We start from the raw sequence: 20,723 nt of genomic DNA, 5'->3' as shown, positions 1-20,723 counted from the left end.
GGTTTTGTCAAACGAGGGTTTGTATCTAAAGTTACTTTTCACAAACCAAAATAGCCTCACGCAAGCGAGAAATACCTTCCTCAATTTGATCAATATCCACTTTTCCATAAGATAAACGTATATAACCATCTTTCGCGCCGAAAATACTACCAGGCATAAAAGCAATTTCTTGTTTTAAGCTTTGCATAATGAGTTGTTTTTCGTTGATCGGTTCTTTTAATTTCCCCCATATGTATATACCACCGGTCGGATTTGAAAAAGAGATTTTATCGTGAAGTTGCTCGTTTAGAGCGCGGACGATAACGTCTCTTTTTTCTGCTAGTTGTTTTCGTAACGGTACGATATGAGACTGAAATGGTACGGTTTCAAAAAACTGCTGCATAAGCCACTGCGGGAAAATGCTCATCCCTAATTCCATTTGGTGTCTTGCATCGGATAACCTTTCTACTACAGACTGCGGAGCGACAAGCCAACCAACTCGTAATCCTGGTGCAATCATTTTTGATAAAGAATGCACGTAAATGACAGTTCCATTTTCATCAATCGATTTCAAAGTAGGGCAAGGTTGTTTCTTTTCTAACGTAAGTAAACTAGACGGATCATCTTCAACAATCGCAATTCGTAAGTCTGCACAAAGCGATAATAGTTTTTTTCTACGGTTTGGATGCAGCATTGTGCCCGTAGGATTTTGGAAATTTGGATTTAAAAAGATCATTTTAATACGATGCTTTCTATATAGCTCTTGCACATCATCCGGATTAATACCGTGTTCATCGACAGGTAATGGGAAAATACGAATACCCGCTGATTGGAATAAAGGTAAGGAATAACAGTGTGAAGGACTTTCGAAAGCGACAGCATCACCCGGATTTAATAAACATTGTACGATAAGGTGAAGTGCTTGCTGTGCACCAGATGTAATCATTATGGATTGCTCAGTCGCTTCAACTTTTAAATGTTCTTTCATATATTTTACTACCGCTTGTCTAAGCGGGAGATAGCCTTGCGGATGATCGTAACTTAATGAATGTGTTAACGGTTGTTCCCGTAAAATCGTTTGTAGTTGATCGTGAGGATAAAGATTACAACCGAGTTCTCCGTTTGCAAAATCAATAATGTTTTCATTTTGTTGTACTTCTGCCCGAATATGGCGAAGTAACGGCAAGTTTGGTAAGAACGTACCGCCTTCTACGAAATTTCTCCAGTTCGGCGTTAATGTTGGAGAAACGCCCCACATATGTGTACTCACACGTGTTCCTTTACCAGTCGTACTTTCTACAATTCCCATAGCACGTAGTTCATTATAAGCAGTCGTTACTGTACTACGGTTTACATTTAACTGTGTAGCTAATTTCCGTTCGGAAGGTAGGAAGCTACCTGGAGGAAGTTCTCCGTATGTAATACGTTTTTCAATAAAGTCAACAACTTGCTGATAAATAGGGATTTTACTGTCACTATCTAGCTTCCATTCCATAAAAAACGCCTCCGTATCTCTTATATACATCCAGTATAGCAAATTGGCTGGGTAAAAAAACAGCCAATTGGACGGTGTTTTATCCAGCCAATTTTACTATGCTAAATATGGAAGGGGAGATTCGGATGAAACGATGGCAAATGGAATGGCTCCTAGTATCAGTTGCATTAGTATGGGGAGCAAATTATACAATAGGAAAGTATGGTGTGGCATTTATGTCATCCATTCAATTTAATAGTTTACGATTTTTAGTAGCATCACCAGTATTATTACTTATTACTTTTATGATGGAACGCTCATTACGTATTGAAAGAAAAGATTGGCTACGATTAGTAGCAGTCGGCATCGTTGGAACGACAATGTATCAAACGATGTTTATGCTATCTGTGAAATATACTTCAGCAACGAACGCCTCATTATTAATTGCGATGTCACCTATATTTACAGGGATATTAGCAGTATTACACAAACAAGAACGTTTTTCGATGAAAGTACAAATTGGTTCAATAGTAGCGTTTATTGGTGCAGCATTCGTTTTATTAACAGGACATACAGGAGGAGCTACTTACGAGTATGCGTGGCTTGGAAATGTAATTGGATTAGTCGCAGCAATTGCTTGGGGATGGTATCCAATATTAGCACAACCTCTTATTACAAAATACTCCGCAATGAGAGTCACATCTTGGTCTACTTTAATTGGAATTGTACCTCTCGTTATATATTGTTTATTCAACGTAAATACATTAACGTGGCCAGTAGATACGCCAAGCTGGGGATCACTAGCATATTCAATTGTCTTTGCGACCATCTTCGGACTTGCAATGTGGTATGTCGGTATTAGTCAAATAGGCTCAACGAAAGTAATGGTTTATATGTATCTTGTACCGTTGTTCGCAGTTATTTTTGCGGCAGTAACAATAGGAGAGCAAATCAATATGATGCAACTGGTTGGCGGACTTATTATCTTTGTGGGTCTATATGTTGTAAAAAAAGGTGGAATCAAAAAGCCAGCTCTCAATTTGAAAAAGGTAAGCTAACAGTAAAAATGATCTCTTTCATATAGAAGGAGATCATTTTTCATTTCGTAATAAAAGTGCTTGTTCAATCGCCCATTTTTGATGATCGTGAAGTAAATATTCTATAGCATGTAATGGAGACATCCACCTTAAAACATGATCCTCCTCACAGTTTCCAGTTCGTTTCTGCACCATGTTCGCAATATAAAAGAACCCATTATTTAAATAATATGTATCTTCCTTTTCCGCATAAAAATATCGCGCTGCATTACCGATATATTGATCAATTTCAATTGCCCAACCTAATTCCTCTAGTAGTTCGCGATGTAAACATTCATCTTTTGTTTCGTTACCTTCCATACCGCCGCCAGGTAAAAAATAACGGTCTCCTTTTTGGATAACAGCAATTTTTGAAGAAGTAGAGTTAAAAATAATTGCATAACAACTAGGGCGTAATACATATTGCTCAGTAGGCTTTTTATAACCAAAAGTAAGTTTAGATATCATAAAACACGTCACCTCTCTATAAAATACATAAAAGGAATAATAAGGTAAGGTTAGAATTATATAAGTACAATCTTAATAGATTGGAGTGATAACAAAATGATAAATCGAAAGTGTACTCGCTGTAAAGAAATTACAGGTACATTGCACGGTGGTAAAAAAATTAAGGAAGAATTTCTATGTGAGGACTGTTTGCAAAAAGGAATTGCGAGTGGAGAAATCGAATTATCACAAGTGGAAGAAAAACAAACTTCATATCTTTCTATAAAAATATTAAAAATAATGAGTGTGATTTATTTAATAGGATCTATTTTAATGGCTTTTTCAACTGGTCCATTTATACATAATCTTGGGTTTGATGAAATATCCATTTCAGGATCAGAATTAGGTTTAATAAGTATTGTTATGTTAGGTTCTATATTTCAGTCAGTTCTTGTATTTTGCGGGATATGGGTACTTATCCTTTTAGTAGAAACAGTCATTAAAATTTATGAAAAAATGAAGTGAGTGAGAGGGAGAAACATATGCGAGTAAGAAACATCCAAGGGGAAGATTATGTAAAGATTCATTCTGTTTTAAATGATTGGTGGGGCGGGAGAGACATGGCTGCCATGTTGCCAAAATTGTTTTTCGTTCACTTTCAAGAAACGAGTTTTATCATTGAAGAAGATGGCGAAACGTTAGGTTTCTTATGCGGATTCTTTTCGCAAACGCATAAAGAGGAAGCGTACGTTCATTTTATCGGGGTAAATCCGAAGTATAGAAGAAGAGGAATTGCATCGACATTGTATTCGTATTTCTTTGATGTCGCACGTGCAAATAATCGTAAAGTTGTAAAAGCAATTACGTCACCAGTTAATAAAAAATCGATACAGTTTCATCAAGAAATCGGTTTTCGAATTGAGGCTGGGGATGATGAGGTAGAGGGTGTATCGGTACATACAAATTATGATGGGAACGGCGGGAGTAGAGTTTTATTTTTGAAACATGTGTAAAAGTAGGCTAGCACAAAGTTAGCCTTTTTGTTGTGAGGAGATAACAAGTATGGAGAATAAACAAAGTAGAAATGAGTATGTAAGACGCATACATAAGGTTCAAGATTATATAGAATCCAACATCGATAGTTCACTATCTATTGAAGAGCTAGCCGATGTAGCAGGATTTTCAAAGTATCATTTTCATAGAATTTTTAAAGGGATAGTAGATGAACCATTATCTCGGTATGTAAACCGATTGAAACTGGAAAGGGCAACAAACCTTCTTACATACCGTTCGGATATGACGATTACTGACATCGCTTACCATTTTGGTTTCACAGATTCGGCAGTTTTCTCCCGTACATTTAAAAATTATTACGGAGTAAGTCCGTCTCAATATCGAAACTATAATAGCAAGAATTGCAAAGACGTAAGAAGAACTTCTCAATACAATGAATGTAAGAAGGTTCGAGGAAATGTTGAAATTGTAACAGCGGACGATATAAACGTTGCATACATAAGACATATCGGTACATATAGGGAGTTAACTATAGCTTTTCCAAAAATGATAGAGAAATTATTTCATTACGCAGCTAAGCAAAACTATCATGTATTTGAGGATACGAAAGTATTAACCATTTACCACGATCATCATGAATTTACAGAGGACTATCAGTTAAGGACTAGTTTATGTATAACAATTCCGGATGAATCCGCAGTAGAAACGAACAACATTGGAATAATGGTAATACCTTCTGGAAAGTATGCGGTAAGTCATTTTGAAATACAACAAGATGAATATAAAGGAGCATGGGATTTTTTATACGGTGAATGGCTACCAAATAGCGGATATAAACCGAGAGATGCGTATCCTTTTGAAATGTATAAAAATGACCCAAGGCAGCACCCAGAAAATAAACATATAGTTGATATATATGTATCTATCGAACCTTTTTAATTATAGGTTAAAGGGGAAGGGATAATGAAAACTGCTGAAAAGTTAGATCAGATTATACAAGAAGAATATAAAAACATGAATGGTATGTTAGTAGTGCAGAAAGGTAATGTTATTTTTGAAAAATATTATAACGGTCATGGTCCAGATGATGCATTTCATGTAGCGTCAGTCACAAAAACGATAATCTCGGCCCTAATTGGGATATGTATAGATAAAGGCTATATAAAAAGCGTTGATCAAAAAGTAATAGAGTTTTTTCCTGAATATAAACGTAAGGAATCTGAAATAACAGTGCGACACTTACTTACAATGACAGCTCCATATCCTTTTGTAGACTGGCAGGAACCGTTAGAAGAATTATGTACACAACCAGACTGGGTACAGTATACACTTCATAGAATGGGGAACGGCGGAGAGATTGGAACTTTTAAATATTCATCTGCAGGAGCGCATGTACTATCAGCAATTATCACGAGTGCAACAGGAAAAAGTGCGCGTGAATTTGCGAATGAACAGCTATTTCAGCCACTCGACATGAGAGAAATTCCAAACTACAATATGAAAGCGTTTGGATTTGATGACTTATTCGGAAAAGATGTAAAAGGATGGGTTCATGATCCAAATGGTATTTCGACAGGCGGCTGGGGACTAACGTTAACAGTTAAAGATATGGCTAAGTTTGGACAGATGTATTTGAATGAAGGTATTCATAATGGAAAACAAATTTTATCAAAATCATGGATAAAAGAATCGACAACAATGAACCAAAATCAATATGGTTACTTATGGTGGTTACGAGAAGAGGATGGAATCTTTTTATACTGTGCAATGGGTGATGGTGGGAATGTGATTTGTTGTATTCCGAAGCAGGATTTGGTTGTAGTAATTGCTTCTGAAGTTATACCAAATGCACGGGATAGATGGGAATTAATTGTGAAATGTATTCTTCCTTGTATACGGTCAAATAAATAATTTTAGTAAAAAGATGGTGTGAATTGGAGTTTCATACCATCTTTTTGTTTTATGACGAAAAGTTCAGGGGAATGTAAGAGAAATATTAAATAATGTAAATATTAGGTTTTATAGGTATGAGGTTATTTTTTTTATGTATAATGAGGACAAGGCCTAAAAATACTTAAATATTTAAGTGAATATTTTAAAAAGGGAGATTAAGGATATATGAAAAGCTTACTTCAAAAAACTTTAGCTGTTACAGGACTAACTGCTTCTTTATTAGGTATGGTTTCTTCCGTTTCATTTGCTTCGATTAGTTGGGATAATAGTGCAAGGTGGTCAGGAAGCGGAGCAAAAGCTAAGGCAACTGCCTATACTGCGAAAAAGAACGAACCTCATTTTTACAAGATGACTGTAAGAGCTAGCTTTGATGATGGGACTTCTAAAGAGTTAGCATTGTATGATGCTAAAACTTCAGATCGTATAAACGTTAGCGTTGCATCCAAAGGACCGGTGACCAGAGGTTATTCGGGTCATGAATGGAGAATGGTAGGGGATAGTGCGTACACTTCTAAGGAAATGGTAATTAAATAAAAATCAACAAAAACCGTGAAAAAGGATAAATACCATTTTCACGGTTTTTAAAATGAGGAGGATATATGAATCTAGTATTAAAAGAAATAGTGGTGAACAAAACAATATTCATTATGTTATTTATTGGATTTGTATTGACAATATGGCCAATCCTGATTGCAATATCGACGCGAGATTATTATGATGAGAAATTTTATGATAGTAAGAATGGTTATTTTAATTATTACTATTCTGTTCGACTTACTAATATGGGGGAAATCAATTTCGAACAATTTCAGACGTTAGTAGAATCTGATTTTAAAAACGCTAGTGTGATTACAAATGATATTCGTATTACTATTCCGGATATCGGCCACGTAATAATGAATGGTCTCCTTAATAAAAATTGGTCTCCACCTTTACTAAAAGGTTCTCAGATAGGACAAGATGAAAAAAATAGTGTAATAGTGGGGAAGAAAATTTATAAGGATATGGAAACAATAAAATTATTTAATAAGGAATATACAGTTAAAGGCGTAGCTGGAGAAAATACTGGATATGAGTATAATATTAAAATTTACGTCTCTCTAAATGACATGCCAGATGAAGTGAAACAGATGATACAAAAAGATAATACATTCCAAATGATTGTTCGTTCTAACGAAAACCCTATCAAGGAAATAGAAACTTTCATACAGCATATGAAACAGAACAATAAAGATATAAATGCTAAAGTGATTAGTGAAAAAGAGAACTATGAGAAGGAAAAAAACTCAAGTGAAGCCGTAGAAGAGTTACTCAGTTTTCCATATAGGCTTTTATGTATAGCTTTCATTACTAGTATCATAGTAAGTTATTATTGGATTTATACGAAGAAAAAAAGTTTGTCGTTAAGGAAAGCTTTGGGAGCAAGTAATGTAAATCTTTTTATTTTTATATTTAGTCAATTATTTTTATGTGCAATCACTGCATCAGCCTGTGCAATATGCATACAATGGATTTTTAGCATTTTGAGTGAAAATATTATAGAGTTTACAAGCTATAATATTAGTTTACAGTCTACTCATATTGTAATGTGTGTATTTCTTTCACTTACTATAGCTTTCATTCTCTCTGTAATACCATTTGTATATGTGCTTAAAAGTGAACCTGCTAAAGCATTAAAGGAGTAAAAACGATGAGAATAAAAAGTGCGTTCATAGCATTAAAAAAGAGGTTTCTATTTTCCGTACTTCTTCTAATACAGATTACATTTGGATTAGCAACTATAACGAGTTCAATTAATGTGTTTTATAATTTAAACTACCTAAACGATAAATCCAGCTCGGTATTAAATGGGGATAAAACATATTTAGTTACTTTTGAAATGACGACAGATAGATTACAAAGCAATCAATTTAATAAAGAGAAAATTCAAGCGGTTTATAATACAATTCATCAAAATAAAGATGTGATTTCGTATGGTACATACGAGGAGCGAGTTATTGAAATAGAGTCAAGTAATAGACCATTTCAAAACAGTATGATTACGGATTTGAAACATAAAACGTTTCACGACGAAAGACCTACTATTAAAACAATTTTTGTAGATGAAAATTACTATAAAATGTTACATTTACCTTTAAAACCTGAAGAAGGTTTCTCCTATGATGACTTTCAAAAAAATAGTGAAGAAAAAACAAAAGTTTTAATGGGTTCTTACTTTAAGAAATATTTTCAAGTTGGGGATACAATTAATAATCAATATACAATTACAGGGTTTTTGCCAGAAAATAAATTTATCGTAAATAATAATACGACGAACACATATTTGAAGTTGGATTACGCAATGATAATGCCTATGTCATTTGATAGATTTGAAAAATATGAAGCAATGTTTTTAAGACTGCATCAAAGTACAGTTTTATATTTACAAAAAGGTGCAGATGTAAAGAAACTAGAAGAATCAATTCAACTTAAAGGAAACGGCGGTACGTTTCATTTGAAAAGTTTAGGTGATGAAATAAATGAAGATGTTACTCTTAACGGCTATTCTGAAATACCTCAACTTATAGTAGGAATCTTATTCATTGTATTCTCGATTGTCGGAATTGTAGTAACGACCATTGTTTCTATCTTGATGAGAAAGCGGGAATTTGGTATAAAAATAGCTTTTGGCGAAAGTAAATTTGGTATGTTTATTCAAATTGTTTTAGAGAACATTATTGTAGCAATAACTGGCTTAGGAATGTCAATAGCTTACTTTTCATGGAGGTATGGGGTTCTATTACAAATGTCGAAGGATTTAAAGGAAGCAACGGTATTAGACTTTAAATTGGATATGCCTATATTGTTTTTAGTATTTCTTTTCTTATTATTGATTATCATTGTCTCGAATGTAACTGTCTTCTTGTTTATTAGAAAGCTTGAACCGAAAACATTAATAGGTGGGATGGAATAATGGGGTTAATTGAACTAAAAGATATTAAGAAGGTGTATAGTAATAAGAATCACAATACGTTCGCGTTAAACGGTATAAATTTAACGATATATAAGGGCGAAATTATAGCGGTAATGGGGCGATCAGGCTCAGGGAAGAGTACATTACTAAATGTTATCGGGTTAATTGATATGCCAAATGAGGGTGAATATACGTTAAATGGAAAATCATTAACTGAAATTAGAGCAAATAAAGTTCATAAAACAAGAAATGAAATGATCGGATTTATTTTTCAATATTTTGCATTGTTAAAAGAACATACTGTACTGGATAATGTAGTGCTACCACTCACATATAGAAAGCTAAAGCAACGAGAAAGAGAAAATAAGGCGAAGTTCTATTTAGAAAAAGTAGGTTTAAAAGAACATATGTATAAAACACCCGACGAGCTATCAGGTGGACAACAGCAGCGCGTCGCAATTGCAAGAGCGTTAGTAGGTGAACCAGAATTAATATTGGCAGATGAACCGACCGGAAATTTAGATAGAAAAACAGGAGAAGAAATTATGAATTTGCTATTACAATTGAATGAAGAAGGACGAACAATTATTATTGTAACGCATGATATGGAAGTAGCGAATAAGTGTAATAGAATTATTGAGTTAGTTGATGGGGAAATTGTGCAGAGTTAACAATTAAACTAAGATACATCAAAAAAATTGCTTTTTATTTAAGAATCCATGTTGATTGATTTTTCAAAATGGATTCTATTTTTGTTTCTAGAATTAAAGTTAAATAACAAATCCACCGTAACTTTTTACGACTGAAATTCGTTTAACAAAAGAAAGGATTTTTCAATGATGAATGGGGGAGAACCATGAAAATTTTAATACTAGGTGGTACACGTTTTTTAGGGAGAGCTTTTGTAGAAGAGGCTTTACAGAGAGGGCATGAAGTTACATCATTTAACCGCGGAACAAACAAAGAAATTTTTCCTGAAGTGGAGCAGCTTATCGGTGACAGAAATGGTGATGTATCAAGTTTAGAAAATCGTAAATGGGACGTTGTCATAGATACATGTGGATTTTCTCCACATCACATAAGAAATGTTGGAGAAGTACTTAAAGATAATATTGAACACTATATATTCATCTCAAGCCTTTCCGTATATAAAGATTGGATTCCGCATCATATAAAAGAAGACTATATATTACAACCTGAACCGACGGGTGAGCAAATAAAGGCTGTAGAAAATGGTGAAATATCTCCTTATGAGTATTACGGTGCGCTGAAAGTATTATGTGAAAAAGAAGCAGAGAAGTATTGGCCTCGGCGTGTTTTACACGTAAGAGCAGGACTTCTTTCAGGAATGTTTGATTATACAGATCGGCTTCCATATTGGATTCAGCGTGTAGCAAAAGGAGATAAGGTGTTAGTTCCAGGAAGAAAAGACCGTCCAGTGCAGATAGTTGATATAAAAGACGTCGCAAATTGGGGACTAAACATGGCAGAAAACAAAAATGCAGGTATATTCAATGTAACAGGTCCAAATTATGATTTGACGATGGAAGAACTATTAAATACGTGTAAAAAGATTACGTATAGTGATGCTGAATTCGTTTGGGTAGACGAATCGTTTATGAGTGAACATAATGTGCAGCCTTGGACAGAGATGCCTTTATGGATTCCAGAAACTTTTTCATTAGAAGGTGAAACGAAGCCGTGGAAAGGTGGTTTTTCTATTAGTATAGATAGTGCTGTGAAAGAAGGGCTTACTTTTAAAAGGTTAGAACATACAGTTACAGACGTGTATGAGTGGATGAAGAGTGTGGACGAATGGGAATTAAAAGCAGGTATTTCAGGCGAGAGGGAGAAAGAGTTGTTAGAAAAGTGGTATCAATAAATTTAGATGAGCTCTTTGAATATACTTGATTGCACATAAGGAGGAGAAAAGGTGATGTGGAAAAACACCATTCACAGTATCTCACCAAACTTAAGTTTGAAACAACCAGCTATGACGGATGAACTAACTGATATACAAAACTGTTTACATGTGGAGTTGCCGAATGATTTACATCAATTATTACAGGAAACAAACGGTGTAGAAGGTGAATACGGGGACTTTATATGGTCTGCTTCAAAAATTAAAACTGAAAATATAAATATGAGAAATATAGTTGATTTCAAGGATTTATATATGCCTTTTGACTGTTTATTATTTTTTGCTGATGGCGGAAATGGTGATTTGTTTGGTTATTCTATTTTGAACGGAATCGTGCAAAGAGATGATATATATGTATGGAATCATGAAAATGATAGCAGAACGTGGGTTGCGCCTTCTTTAAAGATTTTTATGGTGTGGTGGGAGAGTGGAAAGATAACAATTTAAACATAGTATCAAGAAAAAATGCCTTGTTAATAAAGAAACAAGGCGTTTTTCGTATATAAATCTACCACTCAATCGGTTTTTCTCCATACATTTCCCATAGCATAGGAAACATCTTTTTCAATCCTTCCTCGTCATCTTCATACCAGTCTAACTTGATATCAACTTCCTCAGAATGTTCTTCTGTTTCAAACTCTTTTGCTTTCACAATACCAACTGTGCCAATTTCTCCGTAAAACACAACGTAGTCTTTATACCACATTAGATAGCAGTAAGACATCCATCCACCTCAAAATCGAGCAAATACGAGGAAGACCCGTAAAAATAAGTTGTATGAATTACATTTATTATTAGATTGTGTTTGCGACTATATTTTGGAAATTTTCTGTTGATTTACAATGTACGATAGTATATATTGTATATAAAGTATATATACAATATTTTTAAAAAGAGGTATTTGCATGCAAATCACTATTACGAACACTTCAAAGGAACCTATTTATGAACAAATTAGTGCCCAAATAAAAAAGCTTATTTTACTAGGTGATTTAAAACAAGGAGATGCTCTTCCTTCAATGCGTCAGTTAGCAAAAGATTTACGAGTAAGTATTATTACAACGAAAAGAGCATATGAAGAACTGGAAAAAGACGGTTTTATTAATTCAATTGTCGGAAGAGGGTCCTTTGTAGCAGAACAAAACATTGAAACTATGAAAGAAGAAAAATTAAAAACAGTTGAAGAAAAGTTATGTGAAGCGATTCAAAATGCTAAGCAAATGGATGTTTCTTTAAATGAGCTAAAAGAAATGCTTACAATTTTATACGAGGAGGAAAACTCTTGGAAAACGTAATAGAACTTCAAAATGTCAGTAAATCTTTTAAAGGGTTTCAAATAAACAATTTTTCGATGGAAGTAAAAAAAGGATTTGTTACGGGTTTTATTGGAGGAAATGGATCAGGTAAATCTACAACAATTAAAATGATTATGAATCTAATAAACCCGGATAGTGGAAACGTCTCCTTATTTGGCATGAACTATTCGACTGATGCGAAACGAATTAAAGAAAGAATTGGCTTCGTTTATGACGATAATGTGTTTTATGATGAACTCACATTAAAGGAAATTACTAAAATTATTGCACCTGCTTATAAAAAATGGGATTTTAACCAATTTACATATTATAAAGAGCTGTTCGAATTACCATTAAACAAAAAAATGAAAACATTCTCCAAAGGAATGAAAATGAAAGCCTCTCTCGCAATTGCCCTTTCACATCATGCTGAACTAATTATTATGGATGAACCTACATCTGGACTTGATCCTGTATTCAGAAGAGAATTATTGGATGTTCTACAAAATATTATGCAGGATGGAGAGAAAACTATCTTTTTCTCATCACATATTACAACGGATTTAGACCGCATTGCCGATTATATTACATTTATTCAAAATGGGAAGCATATTTTCACAAAAGATATTTATGCCATTGCAGAGGATTATGTTTTAGTCAAAGGACCACTAGATTTGTTAAAGTTTGATACTGAGCGTGAATTTATTTCTGTACGTAAGGCAAATACAGGTTTCGAGGGATTGATTGAAAATGCACATTCTATCGAAAATTTATTTGATAAGGATGTGGTGATTGAAAAACCGAGTTTAGAGGATATTATGTATTTCATGAAAAAGAGGGATTCAAGATGCTTAATTTAATTAAAAAGGATTTGATTTTACAAAAAACTTTCTTGCCTGCTTATCTCTTATTTCTAGTTACCTATTTGTGGGCCGGCATGGATGTAGCATATGTCATAATCATTTGTAGTGCCGTTTTTGTAATTAACACATATCAATCTGATGATAAAGATAATGCTAATATTTTAGTAAACTCATTACCGTATACTAGGAAGGAAATTATAAGTTCAAAATACGTTGGAACTTTACTTTTTACAATAGTAATCATCCCATTTTGTTTAGTTGGAAAATATTTCATTTTAGACAGCATGGAATTTCAACTTTCCATAGAAAGTTACATACTAGGCTTCTTGGCAGTCATGCTGATAACAGCATTTTACATCCCATTTTTTGTTGCATTTAAAGTGAAAACACTTGTACCAGTTTTTATATTTTTATCTATTGGAGTTATATATTTAATGAAAAATACTCCATATTTATTAAATAAATATGCTAATGGCGTACTGACCTTTTTAAAAGAGATTTCAGATTTGAAATTATTTCTTTTATTTGCTGTCATAGCAGTGGGGTGCTATGGGGTTTCATGGATATTATCTATTCGTATCTATCAGAACAAGGCTCTTTAATAGCAAGTTCTAAAAGGAGGATGGTTTAAATGAAATTAAAAAAAGAGCGTCCTAGTCGAATACGAAATTGGCTGAAAACTATTGGAGCATTTTTCGTTATGCAACTAATTTTTATCATCCTTGACATGAATTCGTGGATACCGAACTTCAAGGAAGGAGGAGTTGGGGATCGTCTCGTTAATTCAGAGTTCTTTACGGAATGGTTCGCTCCTTATAAAACAAAGCAATTTAATGTACTAACGGCAGTTATGGCTATTTTATTATTCCTAAATGTAGTAACAAGTGCAATAAAAGACGCTTTTTCTAGAAAAAGAATTAATTAGCACATAAGTTGACCTTGCGTCTTTTTAATAATGTCTTAACTATATTTAAAAACAACAGGAAAAAGATAAAAACTCCACTTATTGATGTTTCACTTTATCTTTTACAATGATTTCTTGAAAATTATTTGATTCTTCAATTTTGTATATTGATAGAGATAGATGCATTCGTCCCCCATACTGCTTCCAAAGTGTGCGCAGTAATTGTGACATATGTATTTATACTTGTGATGACAAATGATGTGTATAATTTTTGGAAAGTTCGAAAATTATTGAACGAACTAGAAAAATTTAGTAATCTTATTTGTACGATACATACATAATAGTTTTATAGCGATTTTTAAATGAAGTATAGGGGACAATCGTTGTGGATCTTACGTTCAAAGTTGAGAAAACATGTTTTAACTACCGCGGCGGAGCAATTTGTAAACATGATAATAAAATACTTATTCTGCAAGGTGACAGTGAAGATTTTTGGTACGTACCAGGCGGTAGAGTGAAAATGCTAGAAAATAGAGAAGATGCATTAAAACGAGAGCTTGCGGAAGAGATAGGTGTTCCTATTAAAAGGAAAAGATTAATATGGTCAGTAGAAAATTTCTTTACACTTTCTGAGCGAAAGTTTCATGAGATTAGTTTTTATTATGAAGTAGAGCTACATGAATTACCTGCAAATGGAGCGGATCAATATATTTTGGAAGAAGAGGGTAGAACGTATTTGTTTAGATGGGTGCCAGTAGAAGAACTGCATACATATAACTTACAGCCTGCATTTATAAAAGAGAAAGTAAAGGATGTATCAGTTCACACAGAACATATCGTACTACAAAAGTAAATGTATTCGGAGGGAGAAACGATGAAGGGGACTAAAAAAGAGGTACATATAAATGACAAAGTAATTCGTTACACACATATCGAAAAAGGTTCCAGTACGGTTTGCTTTATGTTCTCAGGTTCAGGATATAATTACGATAAGCCGTTATTTTATTACGCGACGATGCTTATGCTTGAACATCAAATTGATGTTGTACATATTCATTACTCTTACGACGAACAGGTAATGAATAAACCAATAGAAGAACTAACGAAAGTAATGATGAATGATATTAATCCTATAATGAATGAAGTATTAAAAGATGAGCAATACAACGAGACGATGTTTTTAGGGAAGTCACTCGGAACAATTCCGATTGCAAATGATTTAATGAGAAGAGACAATTTTTTAAAGTCGAAAATGATAGTACTTACACCTTTACTAACTTTTGAATCTATTTTTGAATCTATTTTACATAGTAGTCACGAAGGGCTTTTAGTTATTGGGGATAAAGATCACCATTATAATGCAAATCAAATTGATCAGTTATATAAAACGAATTTGAAAATCGATGCCATCAAAAACGCAAACCATTCTTTAAATGTTGGAGGATTTGAAACAGAGAATTCAATTGAAGCGATAGCGAAAGTAATAGAAAAACTTAAAGAAATTGTTAGGGAAAACTAACTTATCAATACATGCAAAAAGAGGTGCGAATTGCACCTCTTTTATTTTAATAAGCCTTCAACACATGAAGCAAATAATCTTTCCGGTTCAGCGGATTATAATCAACACGTTTTCGAGTAGGGAAGGGAGGTTTCAGTTTTGTGAAACCAGCTGGCTTCGTTGTAAATATGCCTTCTCCTTCAGTGAATGAATGAAGCATTCGCTGAAAATTCTCTGTTTTCGCAACAGGTAACGATCCTGTTAAATGGTATGAGTCATTATTGAATATCGGCTCGCTAAAAGTTGCTGGAATAGCAGCGAGCTTATACATTGCGGTACTAATTGCCTGCTCCGGTACAGTTAATTCAAACGCATTTACTGGTTCATATACATATGTTTCAGCTTTCTTTAAAGCATCCATTAAAACGAGTGGCGTTACGTTTCTAAAGTCACTCGCTGTTGTAACAGGGCTTGCATAACCTGTATGCGTTAACGTGACAGAAATATCCGTAACTTCCCAACCGTATAAACCTTGTTTTAACGTTTGAAATACAGTATCTTCAATCGCTTTATGAAATGCTAAAGGTAGTGAGCCAAGTTCAACGCCTAATTTATATGTTATGCCAGAATTAAGTTCACCACGTTCGACTTTGAATCCAACTGTTGCGTAAAATGGATTCGTTTTTTCGCCCATTACTTCAACGGAAATCCCAATGCCAATTGGCTTCTCAATACATACAACTCGCGTATTTGAAAAAGTAACCTGCAAATTATATTTCTCAAAAAGAGTCGTTTCAATTACTTCTTTTTGTACTTGACCGAAAAGGCGAATGTATAGTTCATTATGAACATCATCTTTCCACACTTTAATGAGTGGATCTTCTTCACATAGTTCCATAAGAGCAGCGTATAAATCATGAATTCGTTCTTTAGGTACTGCATCGATGGCAGCTTCCATTTGTGGTTCGGCAAAGTGAATATCTTTTATATAATCAGTCCGTGCACCGATAATATCACCAATTTTAATATCACTTAGTCCCCACACTTTGCAAAATTCTCCGCTAGGAACGGTAGAAGTTTGAACAGCATCTCCATTATGAAACATGCACATTTTTTTAATCTTTTCCTTATGTGGTAGAGACTGATCGCGCTGTATATCAACATATTTTCTAACGTGTAAGTTACCAGAAAAAACTCTTACATATGCAATCTTTTCTCCAGAAGGTTCACGTTCAATTTTAAAAACAATACCGGACAATTTTTCGTCTTGAGACAGATTATTAGCTGGAAGTAAGGTTGAAATATTTTCAAGTAGTTCAGATACTCCTATACCCGTCATTGCGGAACCGAAGAAAATCGGATACACATTTGCTTGCGCTATTTGTTTAATGAGTTCTTCTCTTAACATTGTGTCCGTTACGATTTCGTTATTTACATATGACTCAAGTAACGATTCATTATATGGTGCTAATCGTTCTATACAATCATCATATGATTTATATTCAATAATACGAGCTTCCTTTGTTCCTTCGTTTAGGACAGAGTAAAAGGGGAATGCTTCATTTGAAAGAATCGTTTTTATTTGCTTTACAACTTTTTCACTATTTGCACCACGACGATCAATTTTATTTACAAATAAAATAGTCGGTATGTTTAGTTTCTGTAACGTTCGCATTAAAATCTTCGTTTGTGCTTGCACACCTTCAACGGCAGAAATAACTAAGATTGCACCGTCTAAAACGCGGAATGATCGCTCCACTTCAGCGATAAAATCAGCGTGTCCCGGTGTATCGATGACATTTACTTTTAAGTCATCAATAAAGAAAGAAACGACGGATGCTTTAATCGTAATTCCGCGCTGCCTTTCTAATTCCATTGAGTCTGTTTGCGTACTTCCGCCATCAACTCGGCCAATTTCTTTAATCACATTCGTTTCATAAAGAATACGTTCAGTCAAACTCGTCTTGCCAGCGTCTACGTGCGCGACAATCCCTATATTTATTGTTGTCATATATCAATATCCTCATTTCATTTTCCATTTTCATTTCCTCATTTCTATTTGTGTATTGCCGCATTACAATCACTCTCCAGTCATTTAAATTATTACTATTATAATGTAATTTACATTTTTTGTAACGCTACAAAGCGCCTTAATTTGGAAAAAATAAAATGAAAACAAAATGCTTGCATTCTAAATCGATATAGATTATATTAATTGACGTATCAACTATTGATATATCAAATGATTTTTAAAATTGGATGTAAAGGAGGGGTAATTTGACAAGTTCATGCTCAAAAGAAGCGATTATTTTATATAAATTACACTTTCTAAACAAGGAAGTAAGTTCGAAGTTTGAAGGGTGTACGGGTATGAGCCAATCTCGTTTAGAGCTTATACTTCAGTTATTTGAAGTAGGTGAAATTAGTCAAAAAGCACTTCAGCAAGAAGTGAACATTGATAATGCGGCGATTACGAGGCATTTAAAGCAGCTTGAGGCTAATGAAATGATTGTAAGACGTAAAAATCCAGACGATAACAGAATTACGTTAGTTTCTCTTACTGAAGAGGGACGAAATAAAATTCAGGCGTTTCAAGAGGAAAAAGAACGTTTTGCAGCATCTGCATTTAAAGGATTAAGTGAGGAAGAACGCGATAATCTTTTAAATATGTTAATTCACATTCAAGAAAATATAAAAGAACTTTAAAAAAGGGAGAATACAGCTATGACTAACTCAGTAAAAACAAATGATTTTAACGAAATTTTAACAGGACGTCGTTCAATTCGTAAGTACGACCCTTCAGTGAAAATTAGCAAAGAAGAAATGACAGAAATTCTTACAGAAGCAACACTTGCACCATCTTCAGTAAATATGCAACCATGGAGATTCGTAGTGATTGAAAGTGACGAAGCGAAAGCAACACTTGCGCCACTTGCGAAATTCAATCAATCTCAAGTAGAAACATCTTCAGCAATGATCGCTTTATTTGGTGATTTAAACAACTTTGATAACGCAGAAGAAATTTACGGTACAGCAGTAGAGCGCGGTTTCATGCCAGCAGAAGTAAAAGAAGACCAGATGAAAAAACTTTCAGCTTACTTCTCAATGGTTACACCAGAAGTAATGAAAGATACTGTACTTATTGATGGTGGTCTTGTAGCAATGCAATTTATGCTAGCAGCTCGTGCTCACGGTTATGATACTTGTCCAATTGGTGGTTTTGAAAAAGACCAAATCGCTGAAGCGTTCGGATTAGATAAAGAACGTTACGTACCAGTTATGTTAATTTCAGTCGGAAAAGCGGCTGACAGTGGTTACCAATCAGTACGTCTTCCAATTGAAAAAGTTGCAGAGTGGAAGTAATTTTAAAGAAATAAGTGAAATATGAGAGGGGAAACACCATGATTATTATTCACGCAATATTTCAAGTAGATCCAGCGAAACAACAATCATTTTTAGAAGAAATTCATCCGCTAATTCATAGTTCAAGAGAAGAAAGTGGAAATGTGTCTTATGATTTATATAAAGATACAGAAAAAGAAAATGTGTATACGATGGTAGAAGTATGGAAAGATGAAGTAGCGGTTGCGAGTCATAATACGAGTGAACACTTCACATCTTTCGTTAGCAAAGCAAAACAGTATTTAACTGCTCCTCTTGATATAAAAGCTTATAATGGAGAGTTAGTGAAATAATAAGGTAGAAAAAGATGACTTTAGCGAATGGCTGAGGTCATCTTTTTTTTGTATAAGTAGAATCCACTTTGGATCCAGTTATATTGATAGGTAAGTGTTGCTCGTATCCTCAGGAACAGTGGTTAATTGTTTATTAAATTCGAACATTCGGTTTATTAGAATATTTTTCCATGGTATAATTTTCTTGAAAATATAAGGTAGAGGGGAGTAAGTGATGGGAGAATTTCAAAGTAATTTGCATAGAGCAACGCAACTTGCAACGAAAATGAGAAATGCTTCAGATAGAATGCAAAGTGCTACTAGTCGCTCTATAAATAAGGCAACGCGTACGACACTATCTGTGAACTTCAAAGCACAAGAAGCAAATCAACAAAATTTACAGATCACGAAACAATTTTGCGTTGCTTTTCAACAAACAATTGATAATATCCATTCCGTAGCAAATGAATTTGAGAAAATGGATACCGGACTTCAAAAGACTTTTCAATAATGTAACAACCTACGTAAAGGGGAAAAGGTAGGGAGAAAAGATGAGTCAAGAAATTGAAACGAGAATCAGTCAATGTAATCAAAAATTACGAATTATATTTGAAGAACAAAATGAAAACCGAATCGCGCTGCAAAATCAAGAACGAGCTGAGGTTAGTTTTCATGAATGGAAAAATAGAAATAATCGTTTATTTAACCGAATACTAGAAACTTGGTATGGTGACAAAGATGCATTTCACCTTTTTACGAATATGCGGCAAGAGATCGGACAGTATGAAAGAAAACTTACATTCGAATTAGAAAACGAAAAAGAGACGTTGCTTAAAGAAAAACGGCATCTCAGTGAGAAAGAAAACGACCTTTCCTATGAACAGCAGCAACTACAAAGGGAGGTCAATACATGAGTTTAAACATGTATTTGGGAGAAGTACAAAGTCAAACTCAAAGTATGAACGCTATATGTAATGCTACGATTCAAAGTATGGAACAAGCCATTCAATCTATTGATGCCTTTGCGATAGACACAGTATTACAAGGACAAACATACAGTAGTGCAAAAGCCTACCTTGTCCAAACATTTCGGCCATTAGCGCAAGGGATTATATGCTTATGTGAAGAATTAATTCGCCAAAACGAAGCATTCCCAAACGATTTCCAAGCAAAAGTTGCTTCAACAGATGTTATCGAACATGAAATAAGACAACAAATACAAGAAATCAATCAATCCATTGCAAGTATAGAAGCAATCGAAGTACTTACACCAATGCCTGGAGTAGACGCAATTATTGCAGTCTTAATTGCAATGAGAAAAAAACTAGAAGAAAAACTAGAGCGTCTATATGAATTCAATCATTCATCCAGCAACAACTACAGCACCGCCCTCCAATTAGCAGCTAGCATCACAGCCGGACTCGCTGAAGTGCAAAGCGGGAAAGGATTTAGTCCTGTGAGTGGTACGTTTAGTACACAACGGTTGAATATGGATTGGGTGAGTTCGATTCAGGGGATTATAGAAGAAACAGCTCGAAAAAACGAGATGAAAGAAATTACTTTGCAAAAACAAGAAATGAACTTACAAGAGCAGGAAGATAATAGATCATGGCATGAAAAAACAGCCATTTATGCGCAAACATTTTTGCATGGAGTTATCGAATTTTTTCAA

28 protein-coding genes are annotated in these 20,723 nt (G+C 34.2%); 23 read left to right on the top strand and 5 right to left on the bottom strand.

Annotated elements, in window-relative coordinates; all coding sequences use genetic code 11:
- Positions 1–31: 31 nt before the first annotated feature.
- Complete coding sequence (gene pdxR, locus BAQ46_RS26425; RefSeq protein ID WP_061130679.1) at positions 32–1,474, bottom strand: MocR-like pyridoxine biosynthesis transcription factor PdxR; 1,443 nt, start codon at positions 1,472–1,474, stop codon at positions 32–34.
- Positions 1,475–1,599: 125 nt separating this feature from the next.
- On the opposite strand from pdxR, the gene BAQ46_RS26420 reads away from it, so the two are divergent.
- A complete protein-coding gene (locus BAQ46_RS26420; RefSeq protein WP_061130680.1) occupies positions 1,600–2,511 on the top strand; it encodes a DMT family transporter in 912 nt (303 codons plus the stop codon).
- A gap of 33 nt (positions 2,512–2,544) precedes the next feature.
- Here the strand turns inward: BAQ46_RS26420 and BAQ46_RS26415 are convergent, their stop codons facing one another.
- A complete protein-coding gene (locus tag BAQ46_RS26415; RefSeq protein ID WP_061130681.1) occupies positions 2,545–2,997 on the bottom strand; it encodes an NUDIX hydrolase in 453 nt (150 codons plus the stop codon).
- Between the two features lie 96 nt (positions 2,998–3,093).
- Between BAQ46_RS26415 and BAQ46_RS26410 the strand changes: the two genes are divergently transcribed.
- The 10 genes from BAQ46_RS26410 (at position 3,094) to BAQ46_RS26365 (ending at position 11,264) form a co-directional block, all read left to right on the top strand.
- A complete protein-coding gene (locus tag BAQ46_RS26410; protein ID WP_061130682.1) occupies positions 3,094–3,501 on the top strand; it encodes a DUF3980 domain-containing protein in 408 nt (135 codons plus the stop codon).
- A gap of 17 nt (positions 3,502–3,518) precedes the next feature.
- A complete protein-coding gene (locus tag BAQ46_RS26405; RefSeq protein ID WP_001266048.1) occupies positions 3,519–3,989 on the top strand; it encodes a GNAT family N-acetyltransferase in 471 nt (156 codons plus the stop codon).
- 49 nt (positions 3,990–4,038) lie between these two features.
- Positions 4,039–4,929: an AraC family transcriptional regulator gene (locus tag BAQ46_RS26400; protein WP_071743084.1), complete on the top strand. Its 891-nt coding sequence runs from the start codon at positions 4,039–4,041 to the stop codon at positions 4,927–4,929.
- A gap of 24 nt (positions 4,930–4,953) precedes the next feature.
- Positions 4,954–5,901, top strand: a complete 948-nt coding sequence (locus BAQ46_RS26395; protein WP_071743081.1) for a serine hydrolase domain-containing protein — start codon at positions 4,954–4,956, stop codon at positions 5,899–5,901.
- Positions 5,902–6,108: 207 nt separating this feature from the next.
- A complete protein-coding gene (locus BAQ46_RS26390; RefSeq protein ID WP_071743080.1) occupies positions 6,109–6,477 on the top strand; it encodes a hypothetical protein in 369 nt (122 codons plus the stop codon).
- Positions 6,478–6,542: 65 nt separating this feature from the next.
- Positions 6,543–7,628 carry an FtsX-like permease family protein gene (locus BAQ46_RS26385; protein WP_071743078.1) on the top strand — a complete coding sequence of 362 codons (1,086 nt, stop codon included), beginning with the start codon at positions 6,543–6,545 and terminating at the stop codon, positions 7,626–7,628.
- A 5-nt stretch (positions 7,629–7,633) separates the two neighbouring features.
- Positions 7,634–8,896 carry an ABC transporter permease gene (locus BAQ46_RS26380; protein ID WP_071743076.1) on the top strand — a complete coding sequence of 421 codons (1,263 nt, stop codon included), beginning with the start codon at positions 7,634–7,636 and terminating at the stop codon, positions 8,894–8,896.
- Positions 8,896–9,567: an ABC transporter ATP-binding protein gene (locus tag BAQ46_RS26375; RefSeq protein WP_000522868.1), complete on the top strand. Its 672-nt coding sequence runs from the start codon at positions 8,896–8,898 to the stop codon at positions 9,565–9,567. The genes BAQ46_RS26380 and BAQ46_RS26375 overlap by 1 nt, the downstream gene beginning before the upstream one ends.
- A 185-nt stretch (positions 9,568–9,752) precedes the next feature.
- Positions 9,753–10,778 (top strand): SDR family oxidoreductase, encoded by a 1,026-nt coding sequence (locus BAQ46_RS26370; protein ID WP_062921118.1) that lies wholly within the window; start codon positions 9,753–9,755, stop codon positions 10,776–10,778.
- Positions 10,779–10,832: 54 nt separating this feature from the next.
- Complete coding sequence (locus BAQ46_RS26365; RefSeq protein ID WP_000265813.1) at positions 10,833–11,264, top strand: SMI1/KNR4 family protein; 432 nt, start codon at positions 10,833–10,835, stop codon at positions 11,262–11,264.
- Positions 11,265–11,325: 61 nt separating this feature from the next.
- Here BAQ46_RS26365 and BAQ46_RS26360 read toward each other — a convergent pair whose 3' ends face one another.
- A complete protein-coding gene (locus tag BAQ46_RS26360; RefSeq protein ID WP_071743074.1) occupies positions 11,326–11,523 on the bottom strand; it encodes a hypothetical protein in 198 nt (65 codons plus the stop codon).
- Positions 11,524–11,722: 199 nt separating this feature from the next.
- Here BAQ46_RS26360 and BAQ46_RS26355 point away from each other — a divergent pair, with 199 nt between their 5' ends.
- Genes BAQ46_RS26355 through BAQ46_RS26340 form a run of 4 tightly spaced genes read left to right on the top strand, consistent with a single transcriptional unit; the run spans position 11,723 to position 13,900 of the window.
- Positions 11,723–12,112, top strand: coding sequence for a GntR family transcriptional regulator (locus tag BAQ46_RS26355; protein ID WP_001167463.1), 390 nt, complete (start codon positions 11,723–11,725; stop codon positions 12,110–12,112).
- The gene (locus BAQ46_RS26350) at positions 12,100–12,972 is read left to right on the top strand and encodes an ABC transporter ATP-binding protein (RefSeq protein WP_071743073.1); all 873 of its coding nucleotides are present in this window, start codon (positions 12,100–12,102) and stop codon (positions 12,970–12,972) included. The genes BAQ46_RS26355 and BAQ46_RS26350 overlap by 13 nt, the downstream gene beginning before the upstream one ends.
- Entirely contained in the window at positions 12,960–13,577 is a 618-nt protein-coding gene (locus tag BAQ46_RS26345; RefSeq protein WP_000933347.1) for an ABC-2 transporter permease, read from the top strand. The genes BAQ46_RS26350 and BAQ46_RS26345 overlap by 13 nt, the downstream gene beginning before the upstream one ends.
- Positions 13,578–13,606: 29 nt before the next feature.
- Positions 13,607–13,900, top strand: a complete 294-nt coding sequence (locus BAQ46_RS26340; protein ID WP_000768433.1) for a YfzA family protein — start codon at positions 13,607–13,609, stop codon at positions 13,898–13,900.
- A 78-nt stretch (positions 13,901–13,978) separates the two neighbouring features.
- On the opposite strand, the gene BAQ46_RS31470 is transcribed toward BAQ46_RS26340, so the two are convergent.
- Positions 13,979–14,110: a hypothetical protein gene (locus BAQ46_RS31470; RefSeq protein WP_001992524.1), complete on the bottom strand. Its 132-nt coding sequence runs from the start codon at positions 14,108–14,110 to the stop codon at positions 13,979–13,981.
- Positions 14,111–14,264: 154 nt separating this feature from the next.
- Between BAQ46_RS31470 and BAQ46_RS26335 the strand changes: the two genes are divergently transcribed.
- Both BAQ46_RS26335 and BAQ46_RS26330 read left to right on the top strand, forming a co-directional pair.
- A complete protein-coding gene (locus BAQ46_RS26335) occupies positions 14,265–14,732 on the top strand; it encodes an NUDIX hydrolase (protein WP_000366261.1) in 468 nt (155 codons plus the stop codon).
- 21 nt (positions 14,733–14,753) lie between these two features.
- Complete coding sequence (locus BAQ46_RS26330) at positions 14,754–15,398, top strand: alpha/beta hydrolase (RefSeq protein WP_071743071.1); 645 nt, start codon at positions 14,754–14,756, stop codon at positions 15,396–15,398.
- Positions 15,399–15,444: 46 nt separating this feature from the next.
- Here the strand turns inward: BAQ46_RS26330 and BAQ46_RS26325 are convergent, their stop codons facing one another.
- Positions 15,445–17,388, bottom strand: a complete 1,944-nt coding sequence (locus tag BAQ46_RS26325) for a GTP-binding protein (protein WP_062921122.1) — start codon at positions 17,386–17,388, stop codon at positions 15,445–15,447.
- Between the two features lie 266 nt (positions 17,389–17,654).
- Here BAQ46_RS26325 and BAQ46_RS26315 point away from each other — a divergent pair, with 266 nt between their 5' ends.
- The 6 genes from BAQ46_RS26315 to BAQ46_RS26290 form a co-directional block, all read left to right on the top strand.
- Positions 17,655–18,083, top strand: a complete 429-nt coding sequence (locus BAQ46_RS26315) for a MarR family winged helix-turn-helix transcriptional regulator (RefSeq protein WP_000204161.1) — start codon at positions 17,655–17,657, stop codon at positions 18,081–18,083.
- 18 nt (positions 18,084–18,101) lie between these two features.
- Positions 18,102–18,740 (top strand): nitroreductase family protein, encoded by a 639-nt coding sequence (locus BAQ46_RS26310; protein ID WP_000185385.1) that lies wholly within the window; start codon positions 18,102–18,104, stop codon positions 18,738–18,740.
- Positions 18,741–18,778: 38 nt separating this feature from the next.
- On the top strand, positions 18,779–19,072 hold the full coding sequence (locus tag BAQ46_RS26305; protein ID WP_000583810.1) for a putative quinol monooxygenase: 294 nt from the start codon (positions 18,779–18,781) through the stop codon (positions 19,070–19,072).
- 214 nt (positions 19,073–19,286) lie between these two features.
- Positions 19,287–19,562: a TIGR04197 family type VII secretion effector gene (locus tag BAQ46_RS26300; RefSeq protein WP_000503628.1), complete on the top strand. Its 276-nt coding sequence runs from the start codon at positions 19,287–19,289 to the stop codon at positions 19,560–19,562.
- 40 nt (positions 19,563–19,602) lie between these two features.
- Positions 19,603–19,965 (top strand): DUF3958 family protein, encoded by a 363-nt coding sequence (locus tag BAQ46_RS26295; protein ID WP_061130393.1) that lies wholly within the window; start codon positions 19,603–19,605, stop codon positions 19,963–19,965.
- Positions 19,962–20,723: T7SS effector LXG polymorphic toxin (locus BAQ46_RS26290; protein WP_249024569.1), on the top strand; the 762-nt coding region annotated here is incomplete at its 3' end. The genes BAQ46_RS26295 and BAQ46_RS26290, both read left to right, overlap by 4 nt.

The organism is Bacillus paranthracis, assembly GCF_001883995.1.
Classification (GTDB): Bacteria; Bacillota; Bacilli; order Bacillales; family Bacillaceae_G; genus Bacillus_A; species Bacillus_A paranthracis.
This window is presented reverse-complemented; position numbering and strand designations above follow the sequence as displayed.

What these genes read in the sequence shown, in the direction of transcription:
- BAQ46_RS26400 (WP_071743084.1), top strand. Translation starts at nt 4,039, where the DNA reads ATGGAGAATAAACAAAGTAGAAATGAGTATGTAAGACGCATACATAAG.
- BAQ46_RS26345 (WP_000933347.1), top strand. Translation starts at nt 12,960, where the DNA reads ATGCTTAATTTAATTAAAAAGGATTTGATTTTACAAAAAACTTTCTTG.
- BAQ46_RS26355 (WP_001167463.1), top strand. Translation starts at nt 11,723, where the DNA reads ATGCAAATCACTATTACGAACACTTCAAAGGAACCTATTTATGAACAA.
- pdxR (WP_061130679.1), bottom strand. Translation starts at nt 1,474, where the DNA reads ATGGAATGGAAGCTAGATAGTGACAGTAAAATCCCTATTTATCAGCAA.
- BAQ46_RS26295 (WP_061130393.1), top strand. Translation starts at nt 19,603, where the DNA reads ATGAGTCAAGAAATTGAAACGAGAATCAGTCAATGTAATCAAAAATTA.
- BAQ46_RS26380 (WP_071743076.1), top strand. Translation starts at nt 7,634, where the DNA reads ATGAGAATAAAAAGTGCGTTCATAGCATTAAAAAAGAGGTTTCTATTT.
- BAQ46_RS26395 (WP_071743081.1), top strand. Translation starts at nt 4,954, where the DNA reads ATGAAAACTGCTGAAAAGTTAGATCAGATTATACAAGAAGAATATAAA.
- BAQ46_RS26375 (WP_000522868.1), top strand. Translation starts at nt 8,896, where the DNA reads ATGGGGTTAATTGAACTAAAAGATATTAAGAAGGTGTATAGTAATAAG.
- BAQ46_RS26370 (WP_062921118.1), top strand. Translation starts at nt 9,753, where the DNA reads ATGAAAATTTTAATACTAGGTGGTACACGTTTTTTAGGGAGAGCTTTT.
- BAQ46_RS26415 (WP_061130681.1), bottom strand. Translation starts at nt 2,997, where the DNA reads ATGATATCTAAACTTACTTTTGGTTATAAAAAGCCTACTGAGCAATAT.
- BAQ46_RS26305 (WP_000583810.1), top strand. Translation starts at nt 18,779, where the DNA reads ATGATTATTATTCACGCAATATTTCAAGTAGATCCAGCGAAACAACAA.
- BAQ46_RS26310 (WP_000185385.1), top strand. Translation starts at nt 18,102, where the DNA reads ATGACTAACTCAGTAAAAACAAATGATTTTAACGAAATTTTAACAGGA.
- BAQ46_RS26420 (WP_061130680.1), top strand. Translation starts at nt 1,600, where the DNA reads ATGAAACGATGGCAAATGGAATGGCTCCTAGTATCAGTTGCATTAGTA.
- BAQ46_RS26365 (WP_000265813.1), top strand. Translation starts at nt 10,833, where the DNA reads ATGTGGAAAAACACCATTCACAGTATCTCACCAAACTTAAGTTTGAAA.
- BAQ46_RS26330 (WP_071743071.1), top strand. Translation starts at nt 14,754, where the DNA reads ATGAAGGGGACTAAAAAAGAGGTACATATAAATGACAAAGTAATTCGT.
- BAQ46_RS26360 (WP_071743074.1), bottom strand. Translation starts at nt 11,523, where the DNA reads ATGTGGTATAAAGACTACGTTGTGTTTTACGGAGAAATTGGCACAGTT.
- BAQ46_RS26340 (WP_000768433.1), top strand. Translation starts at nt 13,607, where the DNA reads ATGAAATTAAAAAAAGAGCGTCCTAGTCGAATACGAAATTGGCTGAAA.
- BAQ46_RS26385 (WP_071743078.1), top strand. Translation starts at nt 6,543, where the DNA reads ATGAATCTAGTATTAAAAGAAATAGTGGTGAACAAAACAATATTCATT.
- BAQ46_RS26300 (WP_000503628.1), top strand. Translation starts at nt 19,287, where the DNA reads ATGGGAGAATTTCAAAGTAATTTGCATAGAGCAACGCAACTTGCAACG.
- BAQ46_RS26390 (WP_071743080.1), top strand. Translation starts at nt 6,109, where the DNA reads ATGAAAAGCTTACTTCAAAAAACTTTAGCTGTTACAGGACTAACTGCT.
- BAQ46_RS26410 (WP_061130682.1), top strand. Translation starts at nt 3,094, where the DNA reads ATGATAAATCGAAAGTGTACTCGCTGTAAAGAAATTACAGGTACATTG.
- BAQ46_RS26405 (WP_001266048.1), top strand. Translation starts at nt 3,519, where the DNA reads ATGCGAGTAAGAAACATCCAAGGGGAAGATTATGTAAAGATTCATTCT.
- BAQ46_RS31470 (WP_001992524.1), bottom strand. Translation starts at nt 14,110, where the DNA reads ATGTCACAATTACTGCGCACACTTTGGAAGCAGTATGGGGGACGAATG.
- BAQ46_RS26325 (WP_062921122.1), bottom strand. Translation starts at nt 17,388, where the DNA reads ATGACAACAATAAATATAGGGATTGTCGCGCACGTAGACGCTGGCAAG.